Annotated in this window: 17 protein-coding genes; 14 read left to right on the top strand and 3 right to left on the bottom strand. The window is 62.5% G+C overall.

The annotated features are described in order from the left end of the window. The 5 genes from L9B60_RS29715 to L9B60_RS29695 all read left to right on the top strand — a co-directional run bounded on the left by L9B60_RS29715 (position 1) and on the right by L9B60_RS29695 (position 6977). Positions 1-1656, top strand: coding sequence for a DUF1302 domain-containing protein (locus L9B60_RS29715; protein WP_249674741.1), 1656 nt, complete (start codon positions 1-3; stop codon positions 1654-1656). 26 nt (positions 1657-1682) lie between these two features. Continuing rightward, complete coding sequence (locus L9B60_RS29710; RefSeq protein WP_249674740.1) at positions 1683-3044, top strand: DUF1329 domain-containing protein; 1362 nt, start codon at positions 1683-1685, stop codon at positions 3042-3044. 906 nt (positions 3045-3950) lie between these two features. Beyond that, positions 3951-4976: an amidohydrolase family protein gene (locus L9B60_RS29705; RefSeq protein WP_249674739.1), complete on the top strand. Its 1026-nt coding sequence runs from the start codon at positions 3951-3953 to the stop codon at positions 4974-4976. Then, the gene (locus L9B60_RS29700; protein WP_249674737.1) at positions 4973-6172 is read left to right on the top strand and encodes a phosphotransferase; all 1200 of its coding nucleotides are present in this window, start codon (positions 4973-4975) and stop codon (positions 6170-6172) included. Before L9B60_RS29705 ends, L9B60_RS29700 begins: the two co-directional genes overlap by 4 nt. Position 6173: 1 nt before the next feature. Then, positions 6174-6977 carry a tyrosine-protein phosphatase gene (locus L9B60_RS29695; protein WP_249674735.1) on the top strand — a complete coding sequence of 268 codons (804 nt, stop codon included), beginning with the start codon at positions 6174-6176 and terminating at the stop codon, positions 6975-6977. On the opposite strand, the gene L9B60_RS29690 is transcribed toward L9B60_RS29695, so the two are convergent. Together L9B60_RS29690 and L9B60_RS29685 are read right to left on the bottom strand one after the other, a co-directional pair. Then, positions 6901-7815: a DMT family transporter gene (locus L9B60_RS29690; RefSeq protein ID WP_249680221.1), complete on the bottom strand. Its 915-nt coding sequence runs from the start codon at positions 7813-7815 to the stop codon at positions 6901-6903. The two genes, L9B60_RS29695 and L9B60_RS29690, sit on opposite strands and share 77 nt — an antisense overlap. A gap of 17 nt (positions 7816-7832) precedes the next feature. Beyond that, on the bottom strand, positions 7833-8678 hold the full coding sequence (locus tag L9B60_RS29685) for an SDR family oxidoreductase (protein ID WP_249674734.1): 846 nt from the start codon (positions 8676-8678) through the stop codon (positions 7833-7835). A gap of 408 nt (positions 8679-9086) precedes the next feature. On the opposite strand from L9B60_RS29685, the gene L9B60_RS29680 reads away from it, so the two are divergent. The 8 genes from L9B60_RS29680 (at position 9087) to L9B60_RS29645 (ending at position 20322) form a co-directional block, all read left to right on the top strand. Further along, complete coding sequence (locus tag L9B60_RS29680) at positions 9087-10739, top strand: DUF1302 domain-containing protein (RefSeq protein WP_249674733.1); 1653 nt, start codon at positions 9087-9089, stop codon at positions 10737-10739. Between the two features lie 30 nt (positions 10740-10769). Further along, on the top strand, positions 10770-12134 hold the full coding sequence (locus tag L9B60_RS29675) for a DUF1329 domain-containing protein (RefSeq protein ID WP_249674731.1): 1365 nt from the start codon (positions 10770-10772) through the stop codon (positions 12132-12134). Positions 12135-12233: 99 nt separating this feature from the next. After that, positions 12234-13349: a WD40/YVTN/BNR-like repeat-containing protein gene (locus L9B60_RS29670; RefSeq protein ID WP_249674730.1), complete on the top strand. Its 1116-nt coding sequence runs from the start codon at positions 12234-12236 to the stop codon at positions 13347-13349. Positions 13350-13384: 35 nt separating this feature from the next. Next, positions 13385-15916: an efflux RND transporter permease subunit gene (locus L9B60_RS29665; RefSeq protein WP_249674729.1), complete on the top strand. Its 2532-nt coding sequence runs from the start codon at positions 13385-13387 to the stop codon at positions 15914-15916. 46 nt (positions 15917-15962) lie between these two features. Further along, positions 15963-16934 carry a VOC family protein gene (locus tag L9B60_RS29660; protein WP_249674728.1) on the top strand — a complete coding sequence of 324 codons (972 nt, stop codon included), beginning with the start codon at positions 15963-15965 and terminating at the stop codon, positions 16932-16934. Beyond that, complete coding sequence (locus L9B60_RS29655; RefSeq protein WP_249674727.1) at positions 16931-17749, top strand: enoyl-CoA hydratase/isomerase family protein; 819 nt, start codon at positions 16931-16933, stop codon at positions 17747-17749. Before L9B60_RS29660 ends, L9B60_RS29655 begins: the two co-directional genes overlap by 4 nt. A gap of 38 nt (positions 17750-17787) precedes the next feature. Further along, the gene (locus L9B60_RS29650; RefSeq protein WP_249674726.1) at positions 17788-18609 is read left to right on the top strand and encodes an SDR family NAD(P)-dependent oxidoreductase; all 822 of its coding nucleotides are present in this window, start codon (positions 17788-17790) and stop codon (positions 18607-18609) included. A 93-nt stretch (positions 18610-18702) separates the two neighbouring features. Beyond that, positions 18703-20322, top strand: a complete 1620-nt coding sequence (locus tag L9B60_RS29645; protein WP_249674725.1) for a phytoene desaturase family protein — start codon at positions 18703-18705, stop codon at positions 20320-20322. A 1652-nt stretch (positions 20323-21974) separates the two neighbouring features. On the opposite strand, the gene L9B60_RS29640 is transcribed toward L9B60_RS29645, so the two are convergent. Next, positions 21975-22619, bottom strand: coding sequence for a TetR/AcrR family transcriptional regulator (locus L9B60_RS29640; protein ID WP_249674724.1), 645 nt, complete (start codon positions 22617-22619; stop codon positions 21975-21977). Positions 22620-22809: 190 nt separating this feature from the next. On the opposite strand from L9B60_RS29640, the gene L9B60_RS29635 reads away from it, so the two are divergent. Beyond that, positions 22810-24087, top strand: coding sequence for a cytochrome P450 (locus tag L9B60_RS29635; protein WP_249674723.1), 1278 nt, complete (start codon positions 22810-22812; stop codon positions 24085-24087). Positions 24088-24125 lie beyond the last annotated feature (38 nt).

Here is a 24125-nt window from a genome sequence, read left to right as displayed (position 1 = left end):
ATGAAACCAATGAGCAAGCAGGGGCGCGAACGGGCCCGGCAGGCCCTGGCCCTGATGGTGCTGGTGGGGCAGGGCGGCGCGGCAATGGCGGCGGTGATAACGCTGCCCGACTCCGACTATCACCTGCGTTGGGACAATACCGTGCGCTACAACTTGGGCATGCGCATGGAGAACCAGGACCGGCGCATCATGAACAACCCCAACTACGACGAGTCCGACGGCAAGTTCGACAAGGGCGATATCGTCACCAACCGCGTCGACGTGCTCAGCGAAATGGACTTCTCCTTTCGCAAAGAGTGGGGTGCGCGGCTCAGTGCCGCCGGCTGGTTCGACCAGGCGTACCACGACGATGACGTGCACAGCCACGTGGCCGGCTACCAGACCAGCTACGACAACGACCACTACAGCTCGCAGGTGAAGCGCTACGCCGCCGGCCCCTCGGGGGAGATCCTCGACGCCTTTTTGTGGAAGAACTTTCGCTTCGGCGACACCACGGTCAACGTCAAGGCGGGTCGCCACACCAACTATTGGGGCGAAGGACTGCTGTTCGGCGCCCACGCCATTTCCTACTCCCAGGCACCGCTGGACGGCGCCAAGGCGGTGACCAGCCCCGGTATCGAGACCAAGGAGGTGTTCTTGCCCATCGGGCAGGTGTCGGCCAAGGCCCAGGTGACCGAAAACCTGACCCTTGCCGCGCAGTATTTCTATGAATGGGATTACACCCGGTTGCCCTACGGCGGCACCTACTTTGGCGCGGCCGACCCTTTTTTCGAAGGGCCGGACCGCTTGCCCGTGGCGCCGGGCGTGTCCTTTGATCGGGAGCAGTCCAAATTTGGCCGCGACTCCGCCAACTGGGGGGTGATGGCCAAGTACGAGGCCGAGCCGATCAGTTCCACCCTTGGCCTGTACTACCGCCAGTTCGATGACTACCAGCCCTGGCTTGCACCGCAGGTCTCGGCAGCCACCGCCAGCTACCGGCTGGTGTACCCGCGCAACGTCAAGTTGATCGGCGTGAGTTTCTCCCGCGTGTTCGACACGGTGTCGGTGGGCAGCGAGCTGTCCTACCGCAAGGACGGTGCATTGAACGCCGTGGGCATCGACACTACGGACAATGAAGGGCCGCGTGGCGACACCGTGCACTTTATCGCCAACGCCGTGTACGGGGTGCCGCGCAACTTTATCGCCAACAACGCCACCCTGGTCGCCGAGTTTGCCTATAGCCACCTGCGCGAGGTGACCGAACACAAAGAGCTCTACCTGGGTGACAACACCAGCAATTGCGTGGACCCACGGGTGGGCACCCCAGGGTCGGGGAGCAAGCGCGACGGTTGCTCGACCCGCGACTACTCGGCCTTGGCGGTCAACTACACGCCGCAGTACCTGTCGGTGTTCCCGTCCTGGGACATGACCGTGCCCTTTACCGTCAACTATGGCCTATCGGGCAACGCTGCCTCGGCGGGCGGTGGTAACGAAGGCGCGCTCACCTGGTCGGCCGGCGTGCAGATGACCTATGCCCAGCGTTACGAGTTCGGCCTGCGGTATGCCGACAGCGATGCCCAGTCCAAACGCATCCCCGGTGACACTGTGGGCGGCAACGGTGCCGTCGGCGGTACCGATCGCGGCTGGCTGGCTTTTACCTTCAAGACTTCCATTTGACACGCCAAGAAACGGAGTACCTGTCAATGAACGGAAAATTTGCACTGGCGCTGGCGTTGCTCGGCGTGGCCACTTGCAGCCTGGCAGCGGCGCCTGCCGACCAGGTGGCGCAAATCGGCAAGACCCTCACGCCCTTTGGCGCAATCATCGCCGGCAATGCCGACGGCAGCATTCCGGCCTACACCGGCGGCCTGCGGCAAAGCCCTCCGGGTTTCAAGCCCGACAGCGGGTTTTGGGCCGACCCCTTCAAGGATGAGAAACCGCTGCTGCGCATCGACGCCAAGAACATGCAGCAATACGCCGACCGGCTCAGTGGCGGGCAGAAAATGCTGCTGCAGAAGTTCCCGGACTATTACCTGGACATCTACCCTTCGCACCGCACCGCGGCCTACCCCCAGGAAGTGCTCGATGCCACGGCGCGTAACGCCAGCAGTTGCCACACCACCCAAGACAAACTGGCGGTGGACCCGGCTTGCCGGGGCGGCCTGCCGTTCCCGCTGCCGCAAAACGGCAACGAGGTGATCTGGAACCAGCAACTGCGCTACAAGGGCGCGGGCTATACCACCACGGTGTCGTCCAACAGTTGGGTGGTGGACGCGTCGGGCTCGGTGACCAAGACCGCCGAGTCGGCGACCATGGAGGAGGCGCCGTATTATCAGGTCAAGCAGGCCGACCGGGACCCGCAGTTGTACTATCGCGCCTGGGCATTGGACAGCTACCCGGCACGCAGCGCGGGGCAGTTGATCATTCTGGCCGACTACCTCGATCCGCAGACCCAGCCGCGCCGTGCCTGGAGTTACACACCCGGGATGCGTCGGATCAAGCTGGCACCGGAGTTCGCCTACGACACGCCGGTGCCGAACCAGGGTGGGGTGAACCTGTTCGACGAGTTGCAGATGTTCTCGGGCAGCCAGGATCGTTTTGACTATAAGTTGGTGGGCCGCAAGGAGATGTATATCCCTTATAACGCCTACAAGTTTTATTTTAGCTGTGGCCAGGAGGAGCAGTTTTTGCCCCACCATGCCAACCCGGCGTGCGAGCGGTGGGAGTTGCACCGGGTGTGGGTGGTGGAGGCGACGTTGAAGCCGGGCAAGCGGCATGTGTACAGCAAGCGTACGTATTACCTGGACGAGGATACTTTTGGCGCGGGGCTGTATGACGCCTGGGACCAGGGTGGGGTGTTGTACCGTGCGTTGTTTCTCAGTGGCGTGCAGCTGTATGACAAGGTGATTCCGTACACGGTGAAGAACGTCAGTTATGACTTTAACAAGGGCATGTGGTCGTTGCTCAATGATGGGTTGAAGGGCGGCTATTGGGTGCATGACAAGCCGGAATCGGAGCGGGACATGAAGCCCGAGTCGATTGTGTCTCAGGAAACTCAACGCTGATCCCCAGTGACGAGTACCACCTTTGCGGCCCCTCGGGGCCGTTTTTTTGCTCATCGCAAACTGCCTGCGATCTCGCCGTTGCTCTGCTCTTGCTCTGTTCTTGATCTGCTCTTGATCTGCTTGGCTTTTGATCTTGATTGTATGCCCCATTAAGCGCCCGGGCCGACTGGAGGCATTGATCAAGCGGCCGGAGGCGTAGCCGCCGGAGACGGAGCCGGAGGAGCTTCTATTCCGGGCCGTCGTCCGCTTGAGCGATGCCGTAGGGAGGGGACCCGTAGCGCAGCGTAGGGCCCAAGCAGGGGCAAGCCTTTTTTGCTTACTTTTTGTGGCGTTTGACAAAAAGTAAGACGTCGTAAGGGCGGAAAGGTGAAGTGGCCTCCCCCTAGATAATGGATATGCTCGCAATTCTCAGAAGCAGGATGCCGATGCCTTGCACATATCCATTGGTTAGGGTGGTGCCGAATCACCTTTCCGGCCTTACGCCGGCTCACTTTTTGTCAAACGCCACAAAAAGTAAGCAAAAAAGGCTTGCCCCTGCTTGGGCCCTCCGCTGCGCTGCGGGTCCCCTCCTTCCGGCGCCGATCAAGGGGCAGACGGCACCGGCTATAGAAGCTTGCCGGCTGCCGTCTCCCTCGGCTACGCCTCGGGCCCTGCGGGCCGCCCCTTGATCGACGCCTCCAGTCGGCCCGGGCGCTTTACGGGGCATACCATCAAGATCAAAAGCAGATCAAAAGCGGATCAAGATCGAAAGCCAAGGCCGAAGATTGTAGGCGCCTTGATTGTTTGGGTGGTGGAAGAGTTAGGAATTAAATGAACACTTATTGAAAATGTGTTTATATTAATTCGAGGGGCTTACCTGCCCCATGGCCCATCCGCCGACCGGATGATTAAAATAAGGAAAATGCCATGCTGATCGATGTCCACGCACACCTGCTGACCGAAGGTATGCTCAACCGCCACGAATTCTGGGGCCCGTTCATGAAGGTGCAAGGCCTCACCGTCGGGCACTTTTCACTGGGCACCAAGCAGCCAGCCAAGGCTGCCACCGATGCCGAGGCGCAAGCCAACCTGCTCGCGCGCATGACCCACGCCAGCCGGCGCAAGCTGATGGCCGAGCGTGGCGTCGACAAACTGGTGATGTCCACGCCATCCCATTGCTTCATGTATTGGGCCGGTGACTTTGCCAACGAATATGCGCGCATCTGCAACGATGAGTTGTCGGCCTTCTGCAAGGTCGACCCCGACCACTTCGACTTCTGGTGCCACGCCAACCTCGCGGACCCGCTCAACGCCGCCAAGGAAATCGAGCGCGCCGTCACCCAGCTTGGCGCCAAGGGCCTGTGCGTGGGCGGTGCCAACTTCAATGGCCTGGAGGCCCATGACGAACGGCTGTTCCCGGTCTGGGAAAAACTCACCCAACTCGACGTGCCGATCATGGTTCACGGCTTCAACCAGTCGATCTACTGGGGCGAAAAACACACCGACGATAAATTCGAGACCACTTCCATCGTCGGTGACTGCGTCGATGAAACCCTGTTCTTCTGGTACCTGATCTGCGGTGGCGCGCTGGACGTGTTCCCCACCCTTAAAACCTACATCACCCATGCCGGCGGCATGGCGGTGTTCCAGCTGGGCCGCTTGAGCGAGCTCAACCGTGCGATGGCCCCGGACTCGCGCAACCAGCGGCCGTTGATGGACTACCTGAAAAACTTCTACTTCGACCTCGACGTGCATGCACCGGGCCTGCGCCGTGGCGTGGCGGAAGTGGTGGGGGCCGAGCGCCTGCTGTACGGCACCAATTTCGGCGGGGCCTATGACCATGGCGACTTGACCGCAGGGATTGGTTTGTCGGCCGAGGATCGGGAGCGCATTCGCAGCGGCAACGCCATCGACCTGCTCAAGTTGAAGGTGCCGGCAGTCGTCGCATCATGACCGACCCGCTGATGGACATGGGCGCCGGGCGCCCTTATCCGCAACGCAGCGGCCGCCTGCCGCGGCAGTTGGGCGAGGTGACCGCGCCCTGGTTGACCCAACTGCTGCAGCCGCGCTACCCCGGGGTCCAGGTGCGGGCCCTGGAAACCGTGGAAGTGCGCAACGGGCACTCCACCAAGTTGCGCGCCCGGCTCACGCTGAACGAGGCGGGTGTGCGTGCGGGCCTGGCGCTGAACGTGTGCCTGAAGTCCAACTGGTCCGAGGGCTTTGAGAGCGGTGACATCTGCGAGTTGGAATCACGCTTTTATCACTTGGCGCGCGGCTGGGCCGACGCACCGTTGCCCACCACTTATTTCAGTGATTGGGACGCCGACGGTGGTGGCCGTGGCGTGGTGGTGATGGAAGACCTGGGCCTGGCCGCCGGGCAGTTTGGCCACAGCACCGACCAGTTAGGCGTGGACGGCGTGGCCAAGGGCCTGGAGTCGCTGGCGACCTTGCATGGCGCCACCTGGGGCAATGCGCAGTTGCAGCAGCAGCGCTGGCTGCCGGTGTCCATGGCCAACCCGGTGGACAGCGACGGCCTGTTGCGCATGTACAACTACATCCTGGTCAACCTGCGCAAACCAGCCTATCAACAGTTGCTGCCCAGGTGGATGTACGACACGCCGGAGTTGTTCAGCCATGCCTTCGATGAAATGGCCGCGTTCGAACGCGAACAGGTTTCGCCCAGTTGCCTGATCCACGGTGACTCTCACCAGGGCAACAGTTTCTTGCGCAGTAACGGCCAGCGCATCTGGCTTGATTGGCAACTGGCCAGGCGCGGTCGACCGTGGCGCGACGTGGCGTACTTCATGCTGGGGGCGCTCACCGTGGCAGAGCGCCAGGCCGATGCACAGCGCTTGTTGCAGGTATACCGTGAAAAGCTCATCAGCCTGGGTGCCGAAGGCGTGCTGGGGCAGGACGCGGCCTGGGAGCAGTTGCGTCGTTGGCCGGTGTGGGGCATGCAAACCTGGATGTCCAACATGGATGACTGGGGTCAGGCCGGCTTGCCGATGGTGGAGCGGTTTTTCGCCGCCGCCGAGGACTTTGATACCATTGGCCTTTTGACCAAAGGCCGCACGCCCCGTCGCCGACCCATCCTGGGGCAAGACGCACGGCCGTTGGCGCCTGCCTACAAACACTTGCTGGAGCAATGAAATGCCTGAATCCGTTCAACTGCGCCTGCACGGTGCAGACAACGTTCGCAGCCTCAAGGGCATGCCGGCCCTTTGTGGCCGGCACATCGCCGGCCACAGCCTGTTACGGGGCGACCAGTTGCACCGCTTGACCGGCGATGACTGGCAGACGCTGCAGCAGTTGGGGCTCAAGACCGTGTGCGATTTACGCAGCACCTCGGAGCGCGTGAGATACCCCAGCGTTTTGCCGGCAGGTGCCATGCAGCACTTGCACCTGGAGGTGACGGGGGATGTGCGGGCCGACCCGCGGGTGGCTGCGATGCTGGCGGCCAACCCGGTTGCGCAGGGTGCGCGGGAGATGATGCTGGAGGTGTACCGCAGCCTGCCGGACTTGCTGGCGCCGCGGCTGGCGGCGCTGTTCGGGGTGTTTGCCAGTGGCCAGTCGCCGGTGTTGATCCACTGCGCGGCCGGCAAGGACCGCACCGGCGTGGCCGTGGCGCTGCTGTTGCATGCCCTTGGCGTGGCGCCCGAGGTGATCATGGCCGACTACCTGCTGTCGGCGCGGCGCTTCCAACAGCTGGACGAGCAACGCCAAATGGCAATGACCAGCGCGATCACGCACATGGTCGGCCAGCCGGTCAACGAGGCGGCCATGGACGCGGTGCTCGATGCACGGCCTGAGTACCTGCAGGCGGCCTACGCGCGCATCGAGGCGGGGTATGGCGGCCTGCAGGCTTACCTGTTGCGCTTCAGTGGTCTGGACGCGGCGGGGTTGCAACGCTGGCGCGACGGCGTGCTGGCCACCGGGGCCACAAGCCCTGCGTGAGCGCGATGCCCAGCAAGATCAAGCCGCCGCCCACCGCGTGGTACAGGTGCAACGTTTCACCCAGCAACGTGATCGCCAGCACGGCGGTGAACAGCGGCACCAGGTTCATCAGCACGGCGGTTTTCTCGGGCCCCAGGGTATTGAGCCCTCGCATCCACAACCCAGGGGCCAGTGCCGAGGCCAGGAGCCCGGCGAACAGCACCAGGGGGATGTTTTCAGTGGTAAGGGCCACCGAGGGCGCCAGCATGAAGGGCGGCACCAACAACAGCGTGCCGAAGGCGATCTGCACGTACAGGCTTTCCCAGGTGGGCAAGGCGATTTGCCAGCGCTTGACCAGCACGCAGTACAGCGCATAGGACAGCGACGCCAGCAACATCATCAACTCGCCCCGACCGACACCCTGGCGCCACAACGACGCCAGGTCGCCGGCAGCCAACAACCAGGCAAGGCCGGCGAACGACAAGGCGGCGCCCAGCAACATCACCGGGGTAGGGCGGGTGTCGAGCAGCACGAAGGCCAGCAGCACGGTCAGCAGGGGCATGGTGGCCAGGATCAGCCCCATGGAGGTGGCGCTGACCGTGTGCGCGGCGAAATAGGCCAGCGACTGGTACAGCGCCATGCCCAATAAACCCAACAGCGCCAGTTTCGGCAGGTAAGGCCGGATACTGCGGCGCAGGCGCCACACCCTGGGCAGCAACACCGGTGACAGCACCAGCAACGCCACCAGCCAGCGGTAGAAAGAGATCGCCGCAGGGTCGATCACCCCCACCGAAAGGCGATTGACCACGGTGCTGGCCGCCCAGATCAGGGTGGCCAGCACAGGCAGCAAAAAATTCATCATGGCAAGGCCCAGACTTAGTGTTCGGCGCTGTTACGCGCCTTGACCGCCGCAGCGAAATCGCGCTTGAGCGTCGGGAAATAAGCGATCTGGCCGCCCATGCCGCCGGCAATGTCGATCGAGGCGGCGCTGATGAAACTGGCGTATTCGCTGGATAAAAACAGCACCATGCCGGCGACATCCTCAGGCTTGCCGTAGCGGCCGATGGGCACCACCTTCATTACCATCGCGTCAAACTCCTCGCGGCTGACGCCAGGGCCCATTTCCCGATAATGGCGGTCCCATTGCCCGGTGTCGATCCAGCCCATGTTCAGGCTGTTGACCAGGATGTTGTCCTTGGCCAGGGACATGCCCAGGGAGCGGGAGAGGGCGACGCAGGCGGCGCGGTTGATCACCGAAGGGATGCCGTCGGGGGTGGGCACCGTGCCGGCCAGGGCGTTGATTTCGATGATTCGCCCCCAGCGTTGCTGGCGCATGTGCGGCACCACCGCTTGCACGAAGCGAAAATGGCCCATTTGCAGCACATTGGCGTGTTCAAGAATGGCCTCCGGGGTCAGGGTTTCGAGGCTGCCACCGCGGCCCTGGCCGGCGTTATTGACCAAAATGTCGACCCCGCCCCATGCCTGGACCACTTCACTGACAAAGTGTTGAACACCTTGTGTGTCGGTCACATCCACTGCCCGGGCCAGCACCTGTTGGGCGTTTTCCCGTAGCGGGCCGGCGGCCGCGTCGATGGCTTCCTGGCTGCGGGCGCATATCGCCACGCGGGCCCCTTCAAGGGCGAAGGCGCGCGCTATGGCAAGGCCTATGCCTCGCGAGGCACCCGTGACGATTACCCGTTTTGACCTCAGATCGATGTTCATTCGCGGCATTTTCCTGTTGTTTTTATGGGCGAGGCGAAGGCGCATCGAAGGCGCCCTTCAAGCCCCATTAGAACGCAATTCGTCCCGGGATCAAAACATAATTGAACAGTTACTATTTTTGTGTGCAATATGCGCGAGAGGTTTTTTCGGGCTGACGCGGCCCGGCAGGCGGGAGAATGCGAAAATGGCCACCAGCATTCTGAATGTAGAATTGAAATCTTTATATGGAATTTTCTGGATTTCTCGGTTAATTTGATTTCCAGGTCGCGGCAACTGCCGCGGTCGGCAAGTCAGGCAGCACTGGCCCAGGCACGTGGGCGAGGTACGCGATACCGCTCATCACAGAGGCTGCAACCGTTCTACTGACCTCACATAAACGACTGAAAATAAAAATAAAAGGTGGCTCGTATGAAAGACATGACCAAGCATGGTCGGCAGGTGTTCAGCCGCAGCGCTGTCGCGCTGGCAGTGCTCAGCGGCATGAGCTGTGCCCACGCGGTTTCGTTCGACATGAGTAACCCCGATTACCGCCTGCGTTGGGACAATACCGTGCGCTACAACCTCGGTATGCGCATGGATGGTCAGGACAGCCGCATCATGAATACCCCCACCTACGACGAATCCGATAGCAAGTTCGGCAAGCACGATATCGTGACAGATCGGGTCGATTTGTTGAGCGAGGTTGACTTCTCGTACCTGAACGAGTGGGGCGCGCGCATGAGCCTGGCCGGCTGGTACGACAACGCGTACGACGATACCAGCGTCAAAAGCCAGGTGGGCGGCCAGACCAGCTACGAAAACGGCCACTACAGCAACGACGTGAAGCGCTATGTACGGGGCCCGTCGGGCGAAATCCTCGATGCGTTCGTGTGGAAGAACTTTCAGTTGGGCGACGTGCCGGTCAACGTCAAGATCGGTCGCCATACCAACTACTGGGGTGAAGGCCTGCTGTTCGGCGCCCACTCCGTTTCCTACTCCCAGGCCCCGAGCGATGGTGTGAAAGCGGCCACCAGCCCCGGTATTGAGACAAAAGAAGTGTTTCTGCCTGTCGGCCAGGTGTCGGCCAAGGCGCAGGTTACCGATCACCTGTCGATTGCCGGCCAGTATTACTATGAATGGGACAACACTCGCATCCCTTATGGCGGCACCTATTTCGGTGGCGCGGACTTCCTGTTCGAAGGGCCGGACCAGTTGCCCGTGGGCGCAGGCGCCTTGCAACGCCAATCCTCCAAATTTGGCCGCGACAATGCCAACTGGGGGGTCATGGCCAAATACAACATGGAGGCCATCGAATCGACCTTCGGTTTCTACTACCGCCAGTTCGATGACTACCAGCCGTGGCTCGCGCCAGAAATCAAGGCCAGCCTGGGCGAGTACCGCGTGGTGTACCCACGCGGCGTGAAACTGGCGGGCGTCAGCTTTGCACGGGTATTTGACTCGGTAGCCGTGGGCAGTGAGTTGTCCTACCGCATGAACGGCGCGTTGAATGCCACAGGCGTCAGCACCGTGGATGACGAAGGCCCACGCGGCGACACCGTGCACTTTATCGCCAACGCCGTGTATGGCGTGCCGCGTAACTTCATTTCCGAGAACGGTACCTTGGTGGCCGAGTTCGCGTTCAGCCACCTGGCCAAGGTCACCGAACACGACGAGCTGTTCAAATACAAGGGCAACGCAGCCTGCACCAGCGCCCGTACACCTGCGATCGCAGGCTCTGGCGATGAGTCCGATGGTTGCTCCACCCGCGACTACTACGCAGTGGCAGTCAACTACACGCCGCAGTACCTGAACATCTTCCCGTCGTGGGACCTGGAAGTGCCGTTCACTGCCAACTATGGCATTCACGGTAACGCCGCCTCCGCCGGTGGCGGCAGTGAAGGCGCCCTGGCCTGGTCCACCGGCGTCAAGTTCACCTACCAGCAACAGTATGAATTTGGCCTGCGCTACGCTGACACCCACGCCCAATCCAAGAACCTGGCCAATGGCACGGTCGCCGGCAACGGCGCTGTGGGCAACACCGACCGCGGCTGGCTGGCTTTTACGTTCAAAACCTCCTTCTGAACAAATCCAATAAAAACGGAGACCGCCTGAATGAAACGACAAATTGCCTGGTCCATCGCACTGCTTGGGTTTGCAACCTGCAGCATGGCCGCCGTCAGCCCGCAGGAAGCGGCGCAGTTGGGTAAAACGCTCACCCCATTCGGTGCGATCCAGGCGGGTAATGCCGAAGGCACCATCCCGGCCTACACCGGCGGTTTGACCAAGGCGCCGGCAGACTACAAGCCTGACAGCGGCTTTTGGACCGACCCGTTCCGTGACGAGAAACCCTTGTTCCGGATTACCGCGCAGAACATGGCGCAGTACGCCGACAAGCTCAGCGAAGGGCAGAAGGAAGCGCTGAAAAAGTTTCCTGACTATTACTTTGATATCTACCCAAGCCACCGCACCACGGCCTACCCCAAGGACGTGCTGGAGGCGACCACCCGTAACGCCACCACCTGCAACACCCTCAAAGATGGCCTGGCGGTAGACGTGGCGTGCCGCGGTGGCCTGCCGTTTCCGATCCCCAAGAACGGCAACGAAGTGATCTGGAACCAGCAGCTGCGCTACAAGATCGGCCACGGCTACTCCACCACCAGCTCGTCCAACAGCTGGGTAATGGATGCCAACGGCCAGCGCACCAAGGCGGCCGAGCAGGCAACCTTCGAGGAGCAGCCTTACTACCAGACCGCCCAGGCGGACCGTGACCCCAACATGTATGCGCGGGTGTATTCGCTGAACAACTACCCGGCGCGCCGTTCGGGCGAGGTCACGGGCATCAATGACTACCTGGACCCCACCACCAAGCCACGCCGGGCCTTCAGCTATTCGCCGGGCCAGCGCCGGGTGAAACTGGCCCCAGAGTTTTCCTTCGACACCCCGGTGGCGAGCCAGGGCGGCGTGACCTTGTTCGACGAACTGCAAATGTTCTCGGGCAGCCAGGACCGCTTCGACTATAAGCTGGTGGGGCGCAAGGAAATGTACATCCCGTACAACGCCTACAAGTTCTATTTCGAGTGCAAGCAGGACGACCAGTTTCTCACCCACCACGCCAACCCTGCCTGCGAGCGTTGGGAGTTGCACCGCGTATGGGTGGTGGAGGCCACGCTCAAGCCGGGCAAGCGCCACGTCTACAGCAAACGCACCTACTACCTGGATGAGGACACCTTCGGCATCGGCCTGTACGACGCCTGGGACCAGAGCGGTGCCCTGTACCGCGCGATCTTCCTCAGCGGCGTGCAGCTGTACGACAAGACCCTGCCGTACAACGTCAAGAACGTGGTGTACGACTTCAACAAAGGCATGTGGGCCTTGCTCAACGATGGCCTGAAGGGCGGCTACCGCTTTGTCGACACGCCGCGTTCGGAACGGGAAATGAACCCAGAGGCGATCGTGGCGCGCGAAACTCAGCGCTGACCCAGGCGTTGCACGGCAGTTGAACAAGGGTCGCCTGTACAACGCATCGCCATTGAGCGGCGCGCTGGCGGGTGACCCGGCATGGTGAGGATAAAAATAATGATTAGCCAACGCCTTGTACGCCCCATTTATGTTGTCGCGCAGTGGTTGAGTGCCACCCTGGTGTCCGTGCTGCTGGCAGCAGGGCCCACCCAGGCGGCCGAGCTCATCGACCCGTTGGCCGAACCGGCCAGCACGCTGCAAGGCCCGTTGAACTGGCCGCTCATTGGCGTGGCACAGGCGGGCGATGCGCTGGTCGGTGTCGGCCTGCACGGCTTGATCCAACGCTCGCTCGACAACGGCAAGACCTGGGAACAGGTGCCAAGCCCGGTCGCAAGCGACCTGGTGCAAGTACGCTTCAGCGATGCCCGCAATGGCTGGATCGTCGGCCATGATTGCGTGGTGCTGCACAGCAGTGACGGCGGTGCCAGTTGGGCCGTGCAGATGGATGGGCGGCAATTGCTCGGCCTGCTCGACACCGTGTACGGCCAACGGGCCGCGCAAGGTGATCAGGACGCAGCCGACATGGTGCGCGAAGTCAAACGCGCCATGGGTTCCTCGGCAACCGCCGACGTGCTGCCGGCGCCCTTGCTGGACGTGCTGTTCGATGCCCAGGGCCATGGGTTTGCCGTGGGTGCCTTCGGCATGATCCTGCACAGCGACGACGCCGGCAAAACCTGGCAGCCGTGGATCGAGCGAGCGGACAACCCGCGACGCATGCACCTTTATGGCCTGGCGCAACGCGATGGCACGTTCTACATCAGCGGTGAACAGGGGCTGTTGCTGCGCCTGGATGCCCAGCAGCAGCGCTTCGTGGCAATCGAAACGCCCTACACCGGTACCTATTTCGGCGTCGCGGCACTGGACCACCTGCTGCTGGCCTACGGGCTACGCGGCACGCTCTATGCCAGCCGCGACGAGGGCCAGAACTGGCAGGCCGTGGACACCCACTTGAACAGCAGCCTGGTGAACATTGTCGAGCAGGGCCCAGCCCTGATCGTGGTGAGCCAGGGCGGCCAACTGGTCCAGCTCGATCGCCAGAGCCTGCAGGTCACGCCACTGGCCGAACGGCGCGTGGGCGAGGTGTTCGCCGCCAGCAACACCGGGCAGGCGGCAAGCCTGGTGGTGACCGGCTTTGGCGGCGCCCAGGTCATCGATATCGCCAAGGCTGATTGACGCGATCGGCACGATTCCCCTACGAGACAGAAAAAATGGTCGAGCAAAAATTCAACAGCGGGATGCCAGTGATCGCCAACCTCGCGGATTTCGACAAGGACTCCGGCGGCTGGTTTGAGCGCGTCATCTTCAAAAACCGCATGTTGGTCATCATTGCCTGCCTGGTCGCGACGGTCGTGCTGGGCTTTTTTGCCACGCGCCTGCAGGTCAACGCCAGCTTCGAGCGGATGATTCCCAGCTCCAGCCCCTACATCAAGAATTACATGGCCAACAAAAGCCAGCTGCCGGGCCTGGGCAACAGCGTGCGCATCGTGGTGGAAAACAAGACCGGCGATATCTATAACGCCGATTACCTGTTGGCCCTGCAAAAGGTCAACGACATCCTGTACCTGATCCCAGGCGTGGACCGCTCCTGGATGAAGTCGTTGTGGATGCCCATCGTGCGCTGGAAAGAGGTCACGGAGGAGGGCATCGACGGCGGTGCGGTGATGCCTGCCGACTACAATGGCAGCCCCGAGTCGATCCAGGCCCTGCGCCGCAACATCATGCGCGCCGGTATCGTCGGCAACCTGGTGGCCAACGACGGCAAGTCGAGCATGATCGTCGCGCCGCTGCTGGACATCAACCCGCAAACCGGCAAGCCGCTCGACTACGGCGATTTTTCCCGGCAGCTGGAAGCCAAGGTGCGCAGCCTGGAAAGCCCCACGGTGGGCATCCACATCGTCGGCTTCAGCAAACTGGTGGGCGACCTGATCGATGGCCTGTACTCGGTGATGCTGTTCTTCGGCGCCTCGGTGCTGATCGCCGGGCTGTTCGTCTACTTCTATACCCGTTGCCTGCGCAGCACGCTGTTGCTGGTGGGCGTGGCGGTGGCCGGGGTGGTATGGCTGCTGGGGTTGATGCAGTTGCTGGGCTACGACCTGGACCCGTACTCGATCCTGGTGCCGTTCCTGATCTTCGCCATTGGTATCTCCCACGGCACGCAGAAGATGAACGGCATCCTTCAGGACATCGGCCGCGGCACGCACAAATACGTGGCGGCGCGCTACACGTTCCGCCGCCTGTTCCTCACCGGCCTCACGGCGCTGTTAACCAACATCGTTGGCTTCGCGGTGCTGGTGATCATCGATATCCCGGTGATCCGCGACCTGGCATTGACCACCAGCATTGGCGTGGCGGTGTTGATTTTTACCAAGCTGTTGCTGATTCCGGTGGCGCTGTCGTACCTGGGCGTGAGCAAGAAGGCGGCGCGCATCGCCATCGCCAAGGACCAGGCCGGCGAAGCCAACCGCGGCCTGCTGGGGCGCATCTGGCACGGCCTGGACCGTTTTACCGAGCGCCCGGTTGCCACGGCGGTGATCGCCGTGTCGCTGCTGGTGACGTTGCTGGGCAGCGTGATGATGATGCACTTGAAGGTGGGCGACCTGGACCCTGGCGCGCCCGAACTGCGGGCCGACTCGCGCTACAACCGCGACAACGCCTACATCACCGCCCACTATGGGCTGTCGAGCGATCAGTTCGTGGTCATCGTGAAAACCAACGAAGACAGCTGCCGCCTTTATCAATCGCTGCAAAGCATGGACCGCCTGGCCTGGCGCCTGCGCCAGGTACCGGGGGTACAGACCACCCAGTCGCTGCCCGAGACCGTGCGCATGATCACCTCGGGCATGGCCGAGGGCAGCCCGAAATGGCTGAGCATCAGCCGCGACCAGGCCATCACCAACTCGGCGGTGGATGCGGCGATGATTTCAGCGCCCGGCATCACTAACCAGCAGTGCTCGGTGACCCCGGTGATTGCCTACCTGGCCGACCACAAGGCAGACACCCTGAACCGCGTGTTGAAGGTGTCCGAAGATTTCGCCAAGGCCCATGACAGCGCACCGGGCGCCGAGCAGCCGGTGCAATTTTTGCTGGCCGCGGGCAACGCCGGCATCGAGGCGGCCACCAATATCGAAGTGGAGAAAGGCATCGTCACCATGTACCTGGCGGTGTATGGCGCCACGGCGCTGTTGTGCCTGCTGACCTTCCGCAGTTGGCGCGCGACCCTGGTGGCGCTGATTCCGCTGCTGATGACCACCATCATTTGCAAGGCGCTGATGGTGTGGCTGGGCATCGGCCTGAAAGTCGCCACCCTGCCGGTGATCGCTGTCGGCGTGGGGGTGGGGGTGGACTACGCGCTGTACCTGCTGAGCGTGCAACTGGCCGTGCAGGCACGTGGCGGCAGCCTGGCCGTGGCCTATCGCCGCTCGCTGGATTTCACCGGCCGCGTGGTGGCCCTGGTAGGCCTGACCATGGCCGCCGGGGTGATCACCTGGGCGTGGTCGCCGATCAAGTTCCAGGCCGACATGGGCATCCTGCTGACCTTCATGTTCCTGTGGAACATGCTCGGCGCGCTGGTGTTGATCCCGGCCCTGTCGCACTTTTTGCTCAACCCCAAGGGTAACTCGAAAGGGGGCGCGGCCCTGGACCTGGAGGACGCGCGCCAGCAGCAGGACAGCCGCAAGCCTGCCGCCCAACCGCGCACGCATTCTTTGAATAAGGCCGCCGCGCCCCGGCGCGCTCGCTGACAGATCGCCAGGCCAGCCCCTGGCCGCACATTGCAAGGAGAGACACATGTTCGAATTATTGATGAGCGCCGACATGATGGTGCCGGACCCGGACGGCATGACCGAAATGCTGGTCGACAAGCTCGGTATCTACAAGCACGAGCGCTGGCGCCAGGCGTTTGATAACCACCCCTACATCGCGCACTTTTTGCGTGTGCATAAATCCCTGGCGGTGTCGCCCACGCGCATCGAGCCGCAGTGGCACCTGGACCGGCCCAACCCGGGCGACCCGCTGTTCCATGACTTCCTGGAAAGCCTGAAGGACTACCAGGGCCACCACCGGCCCATGCTGACCCACTCCATCGTGCTGGCCTTGCACGGCGACAAGTTCGATGCCCTGGTAGACAAGCTGATGCGACGTGGCTTGCCGTTTCGCATGGCCCAGCGCACCCCGGAAATGCCCTTCGACCGCCTGTGGCTGGGCGCAACCCCCGAGCAGCCGTATTACCAGCCTTCGGTGGATGGCGGCCTGTGCATTGAAATCATGCCGACCGAGCCGTTGCAGATGCCGCCCGAAACCTACCAGTTGCCGGCCGCCCAACCGCGCGACCTCAAGCCTGGCGACATGGTGCGGGTGACCGCGCGCGGGTTTCTGGTGCGCGACCTGGACGAGACGCTGCGCAAGGTCTCGACCAACCTGGACTGGGAGCCCAGCGGGCCGGTGCAAACCATTCAGAGCGAGGGCTACCGCCGTGCACGAATGGGCTTCACGGTGCCCAACAGCGCGACGCTGGACGTGCTGCAAGCCACGTACTGGAACACCGACGCCGGCCATTACGTCAACAATTGGGGCCCGGGCCCTTACTACATCCGCATCGGCGTCAACGACCTGGCCGCCAAGGCCCAAGACCTGCGCGCCCGTGGCACGCGCTTCCAGTGGATCGAGTCGAGCGAAGCCGTGCAGGGCCGGCCGCTGATCAAGATCGACCCGCAGGAGCTCAATGGCCAGGTGTTCGAGTTCGAGGAGTGCCCGGTATGAGCACCGAGCCAAACACGCACATCCACGAAGCCATTAACCCGGCCGTGCGCCTGGAGCGTGAGGCCGCGATCGGCTGGGTGGTGCTGACCCGGCCGGGGCAAATCAACGCCATCAACGACGACATCCGCGTGGGCGTGCCCCAGGCGCTGGCAGTGCTGCAGCAAGACCCGCAAATCCGCGTGATCGTGATCCGTGGCGAAGGCGAGCGGGGCTTCTGTGCCGGGGCCGACATCAAGGAGCGCCGGGGCCCCGAGTCCAGCCTGCAGGTGCGCCAGCGCATGGAAAAAGTGCGTTGGATCGAAGCCCTGGATGCGGTGGCCAAACCCATCATCGCGGCGGTCCATGGCTACTGCATGGGCGGCGGGCTGGAGCTGGCGCTGGCGTGCGACATCCGCTTCGCGGCGCCCAACGCGGTGTTTGCCCTGCCGGAAACCGGCCTGGGGCTGATCCCCGGTGGTGGCGGCACGCAGCGCCTGTCACGGGTGGTGGCGCCGGGCCAGGCGCTGGACATGCTGCTGACCGGTGACCGCATGACGGCCGAGCAGGCCCAGCGCATTGGCCTGGTCAGCCGCCTGGCTGGCGACAACGCAAGCCTTGTGGACGAGGTGCGGGCATTTGCCCAGCGCATCGCCGGCAAGCCGCCAACGGCCTCGGCCTATGTAAAACGCGCGGCGCGTGCGGCGCTGGAACTGGACCTCAAGAGCGGCCTGAACCTGGAGCTGGACCTGTTTGCCTTGCTGGCCCCGACCCAGGACGCCCGCGAGGCGGCACTGGCCTTCAGCGAACGGCGCGAGGCACGGTTTACCGGCGAATAAACGCTGCCACGTGCCCACACAACAATAAGGACAAGCACATGACTACAGGCAAACTGGCAGGACGCGTGGCAATCATCACCGGTTCCGGTGGCGGCCTGGGCGCTGAGTGCGCGCGGGTGCTGGCTGCCCATGGGGCGAGCATCGCGGTGGTGGACATCAACCTGGAAGGCGCCAATGCGGTGGCCCAGGCGTTGCAGGCGCAAGGGCACCAGGCCTTGGCGATTCGCACCGACGTGTCCCAGGAAGAAGACGTACGGGCCATGGTCGCCCAGGTGCGCGAACACTTCGGACGCATCGACGTATTGCACAACAACGCGGCGATCCTCAACGCCGAGCAACGCCAACTGGACCGTGATTTCGTCAACCTCGACATGCAGGCCTGGGACCGGGCCATCGCGGTCAACCTGCGGGGCGCGGTGCTGTGCACCAAGCATGTGATCCCGGTAATGCTGGAACACGGCCGCGGCTCGATCATTTTTGCAACCTCGGGGCTGGGCATGCAGGGCGACATGTCCCTGACCGGCTACGCCACCTCCAAGGCGGGCTTGATGATGTTGCCGCGCATGGTCGCCTCGCAATACGGCAAGCAGGGCATCCGCGGCAACGCCGTGCAGATCGGCCTGGCGCCTTCGGAGCACGCCATGCCAGCGGCCTTGCTGGACATCCTGCGCGACAACCACTGCACCGCCGAGTTGGGCACGCCCCGGCAGATCGCTGACGTGGTGGCGTTTTTGGCCAGTGACGAATCGTCCTTCGTGACCGGCACCACGCTGGTGGCCGACGGCGGTTTCAGCAGCCACACGCCATCGCTGGTGGCCATGCGTGAACTATTCGCGCAGATGGGCCGCACGGGTATGTGACGCCGTGCGATGCGCTTTGTGGCGCATCGCAATCCCTATGATCGCCACCGGCGCCGAGCGCCGTCGTGGTTGCACTTGAACCTGGAAACTTCGATGAATCAGAACACTCACGCGCCGAGCAGCGATTTTGATGTGATCGTGGTGGGCGGCGGCACCAATGGCCTGTCCGCGGGCTGCTACCTGGGCAAGGAAGGCAAGAAAGTGCTGGTGCTGGAGGCACTCGACAAAGTCGGTGGCATGGCGTCCTCAGGCTACCTGATCGCCGAAGCGCCGCAGCACCTGGTGCACCCCTGTGCGTTGGACATGATGTCCATGCGTGTGCATGCCCATGTACCGGAGGAGCTGGAACTGGCGCGGCACGGTTTCAAGTCAATCGAGCTGGCGCCGGGTTATGTGTACCTGCACCCGGACGGTACTTCACTGATCTTCTGGCGTGACCGCGAGAAGACCGCCGCCGAGATCCGTCGCTTCAGCAGCAAGGACGCCGCCGCGTTTCTTGAATTCATGAAGGTCATCGATCTGTTTCTCGACATCGCACTGCCGATGATGCGTGTCGACCCGGCGCAGGCCAACCTGGGCACCAAGCTGAGGATCCTGGGCACGGCGATCAAGCACAAGGCGCTCAAGCCCGAACTGATGGCGTTGATGACCGGCTCCGCGCTGCAGGCGGCGCGCGAGCGCTTCGAGCACCCGGTGACCATTAGCGCGATGTGCGCGCTTACCGGCCTTGCCGGTGACATCAGCGCCGACGGGGGCGGCATTTATTATGCGTTGCTTGGTTTCCTCCATCGCTTTGGCGTGGGCCGCGTGTTGGGCGGTATGCAGCAGTTGAGCAATGCCTTGCGCTCGCGTTTCGAGGAGCTGGGCGGCCAGGTGCTGGTGTCGGCCAGCGTCAGTGAAATCATCGCCCAGGACGGCCAGGTCAAAGGCGTGAAGCTGGCCGATGGGCGCACCTTCAGCGCCCCCGTGGTGATCGCCGGTTGCCACCCCAAGCCTGCGCTGGAAATGGTCACCGCCGGGCAGATACCCCGGCACCTGTTGACGCGCATCGCCATGGCGCCGGCCAACGCCAAGGGCTCGGGCCCCTTGAAGGTGGACGTGGCCTTGCGCGGGCAGATCTCGCTACCGCGCTTTGAAGCCGCGCGCGGCGATGGCGTGGACTTGCGCAAGACCTGCCTGTTGATCGGCACCGAGGAGGCGGTGCTGGAAAACTTCGCCGCTTGCGCCCGGGGCGAGGTGCCGACCTTGCCCTACATCACCGTTGCCGCGCCCAGCGCCGCAGACCCCTCGCAAGCCCCGGCCGGCCAGGACGTGTTGTACATTTACCCGCCGGTGATGCCGGTCAATCCGACCCAGGGCTGGGATGGGCTGCGCGAGCAGGTGGCCGACCAGGTGACGCAGCAGCTGTATGACTATATCGAGGGCATCGAGGGGCAGGTGATCGGCCGGCACATCGAGGCCGCGCCTGACTTTACGGCCCGCCTGAACACTGTCAATGGCTGTGTGGTGCACATCGACACCACCACGCTACGCTCCAGTACCCTGCGCCCGGCACATGGCCTGGGCGGCGATACGTTGCCGGTGGCCGGGTTGTATCTGGGCAGCGCGGGCATTCACCCGGGGGGCGGGGTTAACGGCATGGCCGGGCGGTTGGCGGCCCAGCGGGTGAGCAAGTACCTGAAAAAAGGTTCTTCGCGGAATTCTGGGAAATAGGCACATCGTATCCTGCCCGTGCCCGTGCCCGTGCTCTCTGGCCGCTGCTCTGCTTGTGATCTGCTTGTGATCTGCTTGTGATCTGCTTGTGATCTGCTTGTGATCTGCTTGTGATCTGCTTGTGATCTGCTTGTGATCTGCTTGTGATCTGCTTGTGATCTGCTTGTGATCTGCTTGTGATTTTGCTTTTGATCTTGATCTTGATTGTGTGCCCCATTAAGCGCCCGGGCCGACTGGAGGCGTCGATCAAGCGGCCGGAGGCGTAGCCGCCGGAGACGGAGCCGGAGGAGCTTCTATTCCGGGCCGTCGTCCGCTTGAGCGACGCCGGAGGGAGGGGACCCGTAGCGCAGCGTAGGGCCCAAGCAGGGGCAAGCCTTTTTTGCTTACTTTTTGTGGCGTTTGACAAAAAGTAAGACGCCGTAAGGGCGGAAAGGTGAAGTGGCCTCCCCCTAGATAATGGATATGCTCGCAATTCTCAGAAGCAGGATTCCGATGCCTTGCACATATCCATTGGTTAGGGTGATGCCGAATCACCTTTCCGGCCTTACGCCGTCTTACTTTTTGTCAAACGCCACAAAAAGTAAGCAAAAAAGGCTTGCCCCTGCTTGGGCCCTCCGCTGCGCTGCGGGTCCCCTCCTTCCGGCGTCGCTCAAGGGGCAGACGGCACCGGCTATAGAAGCTTGCCGGCTGCCGTCTCCCTCGGCTGCGCCTCGGGCCCTGCGGGCCGCCCCTTGAGCGACGCCTCCAGTCGGCCCGGGCGCTTTACGGGGCATACCATCAAGATCAAAAGCAGATCAAGATCAAGATCAAGATCAAGATCAAGATCGAAAGCCAAAGCCAAAGCCAAATTCTGCTCTTGATCTGCTCTTGATCTGCTCTTGATCTGCTCTTGATCTGCTCTTGATCTGCTCTTGATCTGCTTGGCTTTTGATCTTGATTGTATGCCCCATTAAGCGCCCGGGCCGACTGGAGGCGTCGATCAAGCGGCCGGAGGCGTAGCCGCCGGAGACGGAGCCGGAGACGCTTCTATTCCGGGCCGTCGTCCGCTTGAGCGATGCCGGAGGGAGGGGACCCGTAGCGCAGCGTAGGGCCCAAGCAGGGGCAAGCCTTTTTTGCTTATTTTTTGGCTGGGCCGGCACACCGGGCGTTTGACAAAAAGTGAGCCGGCGTAAGGCCGGAAAGGTGATTCGGCATCATCCTAGCCAATGGATATGTTCACCGTTTTAAGAGCAAGCTTCAAAGATGCGTGAACATATCCATTATCAATGGCGCGATCACTTCACCGTTCCGCCCTTACGGCGTCTTACTTTTTGTCAAACGCCACAAAAAGTAAGCAAAAAAGGCTTGCCCCTGCTTGGGCCCTCCGCTGCGCTGCGGGTCCCCTCCCTCCGGCGTCGCTCAAGGGGCAGACGGCACCGGCTATAGAAGCTTGCCGGCTGCCGTCTCCCTCGGCTACGCCTCGGGCCCTGCGGGCCGCCCCTTGAGCGACGCCTCCAGTCGGCCCGGGCGCTTTACGGGGCACACAATCAAGATCAAAAGCCAAGCAGATCACAAGCAGATCACAAGCAGATCACAAGCAGATCACAAGCAGATCACAAGCAGATCACGAGCAGATCACAAGCAGATCACGAGCAGATCACCGGCTCCGGGTTTTAGCTGCGCAAGGAGATGCCGGCCAGCACGAAGTCCGCCGAGTACTGGCGCCAGGTCGACAAGCCTTCCTGGGAGTCGGTGTCCAGGCCCGCCAGCGCCGACATCGAGTAGCGGTTGGTAAACCAGCCGGTGGTCACCAGCGAGGCGCTGGCCAACAGCAGGCGCGGGTTGATGTCGGAGCGAAAATCACCGCTGGCGGCGCCTCGCTTGAGAATCGCGTCCAGCTTGGCGATCAGCGCGGGGGCCATCTCCAGGAAATGGTTACGCGGTGTTTCATGGACATCGTGGTAACGGATGCCCTCCAGCGCCAGGCTGCCCAGGAAAGGGTCCAGGCGGTATTGATCGAAGAAATGGTTGAGCACCGCGCGCATCGCCAACGGCGGTGGCAGGTGTTCGATGTCCAGGCCAACAAGCTCCGACATGATGTGGCCCGACGACTCGTCCAGCACAGCCACGAACAGGCCTTCCTTGGAGCCGTAATAGTGATAGACCAACTGTTTGGTGACCCCGGCATCGCCGGCGATGGTCTCCACGCGCGCGCCAGCCAGGCCCTTGCGGGCGAACTCGATGCGTGCAGCGGCGAGCAAGCGATTCATCGTGCTGCGCTTGCCCTGTTCACCACCTTCTACTGCCTTTGTCGCCACCTTGTACTCCTTGTTGCCGGGGACCTTCGTTTGACCCCAGGTCAAACGAATCGAACTGCCCATCCAGAGGGCAGCGCATACCATAGGTTGGCAGCCTGGGCACTGGACGTAAAGCGTGCGGCCAGAACAATAAAAAAGAGCGTCGCCGATGCTGTATTCGCTGGCGCTTGAGAACCGATAGGAGATCTTGATGAGCAACGAAAGCGCAGCACTGGACCTGGCCACCGCGTATTCGGCGGTGTCGCAACTGTACCGTGGCACCGACCTGGATATCCACGAGGTGTGCCGTGAGCAACGGCTCAAGTCGCCGATCTACGAGGGTGACTTCATCAAGCAGTTCGGCGTACCCACCAACGCCGGTACCCAGCAGGGTACGCGCCCCACCTTTGCCTTGTTCACGTATCAGGACGTGATGAGCGTGCTGCGCGATGGCGCCACCTACACCAGCGGGTTTATCGCCGAGGGCCTGGGGGCGTTTTTCGATGGTTTGATCATTCTGGCGATGGATGGCGATGAACACCGCAAGGTGCGCGCCCTGCTGCAGCCAGCGTTCATGCCCGAAACCGTGAACAAGTGGCGCCCGCAGATCGACCAGGTGATTCGCGAAGAGTACATCCAGCCGATGTTGCCGGCCAAAAAGGCCGACCTGATGAAGTTTGGCCTGGAGCTGCCGATCCGGGTCATGTACGCGCTGATGGGTTTTCCTTCCGATGACCCGTCCAGCTACAAACAGTACGCCGCCTGGGCGCTGGCCATCGTGGGCGGCAACCAGATCGACCCGGCCAAGATGGTCGAGGCGCGGCGCCAGGCCGGCATCGCCGTCAAGGGTTTGTACGACGCGCTGCAAGAGGTGGTGGTCAAGCGTCGCGCCGAAGGCAGTCAGGGCGATGACGTGGTCGGCCGGCTGCTGCGCGCCGAATACGAAGGGCGCACCCTGGATGACCACGAGGTGATCACCTTCACCCGCTCGTTGTTGCCCGCCGCCGGGGAAACCACCACGCGTATGTTTGGCTCGGTGATGACGTTGTTGCTCACCACGCCAGGCTTGCTTGAAAGGGTGAAAGCCGACCGCGCGCTGATCGGCAAGCTGATGGATGAAACCACCCGCTTCGAACCGGTGGCCACCTTCAAGGTGCGCGAGACCGCCAGGGAAGTTGAATTCCACGGCGTGAAGATTCCCAAGGGCGCCTTCGTGCAATGCATGGTGGTGTCGGCCAACCGTGACGAGGACGCCTTCGACCGGCCGGATGTGTTCGACATCGACCGCAAGCCCAAGCCGTCCTTCGGCTTTGGCTTTGGCCCGCACATGTGCATCGGCCAGTTCGTCGCCAAGGTGGAAATCAGCAGCGCGGTCAACGCCATCCTGGACCTGTTCCCCAATTTGCGCCTGGACCCCAGCCAACCGGTACCGCAGATCAGCGGTGCGCAGTTGCGCGGCGTTTCCACGCTGCCGGTGATCTGGGACTGAGCCCGGCTACGCCATTGCACATCCAACCCCACGCCTTT

Origin of the sequence: Pseudomonas abieticivorans, assembly GCF_023509015.1 — a bacterium.
GTDB classification, from domain to species: domain Bacteria; phylum Pseudomonadota; class Gammaproteobacteria; order Pseudomonadales; family Pseudomonadaceae; genus Aquipseudomonas; species Aquipseudomonas abieticivorans.
The sequence above is the reverse complement of the archived record's forward strand: the minus strand, read 5'-3'. Positions and strand labels throughout refer to the sequence as shown.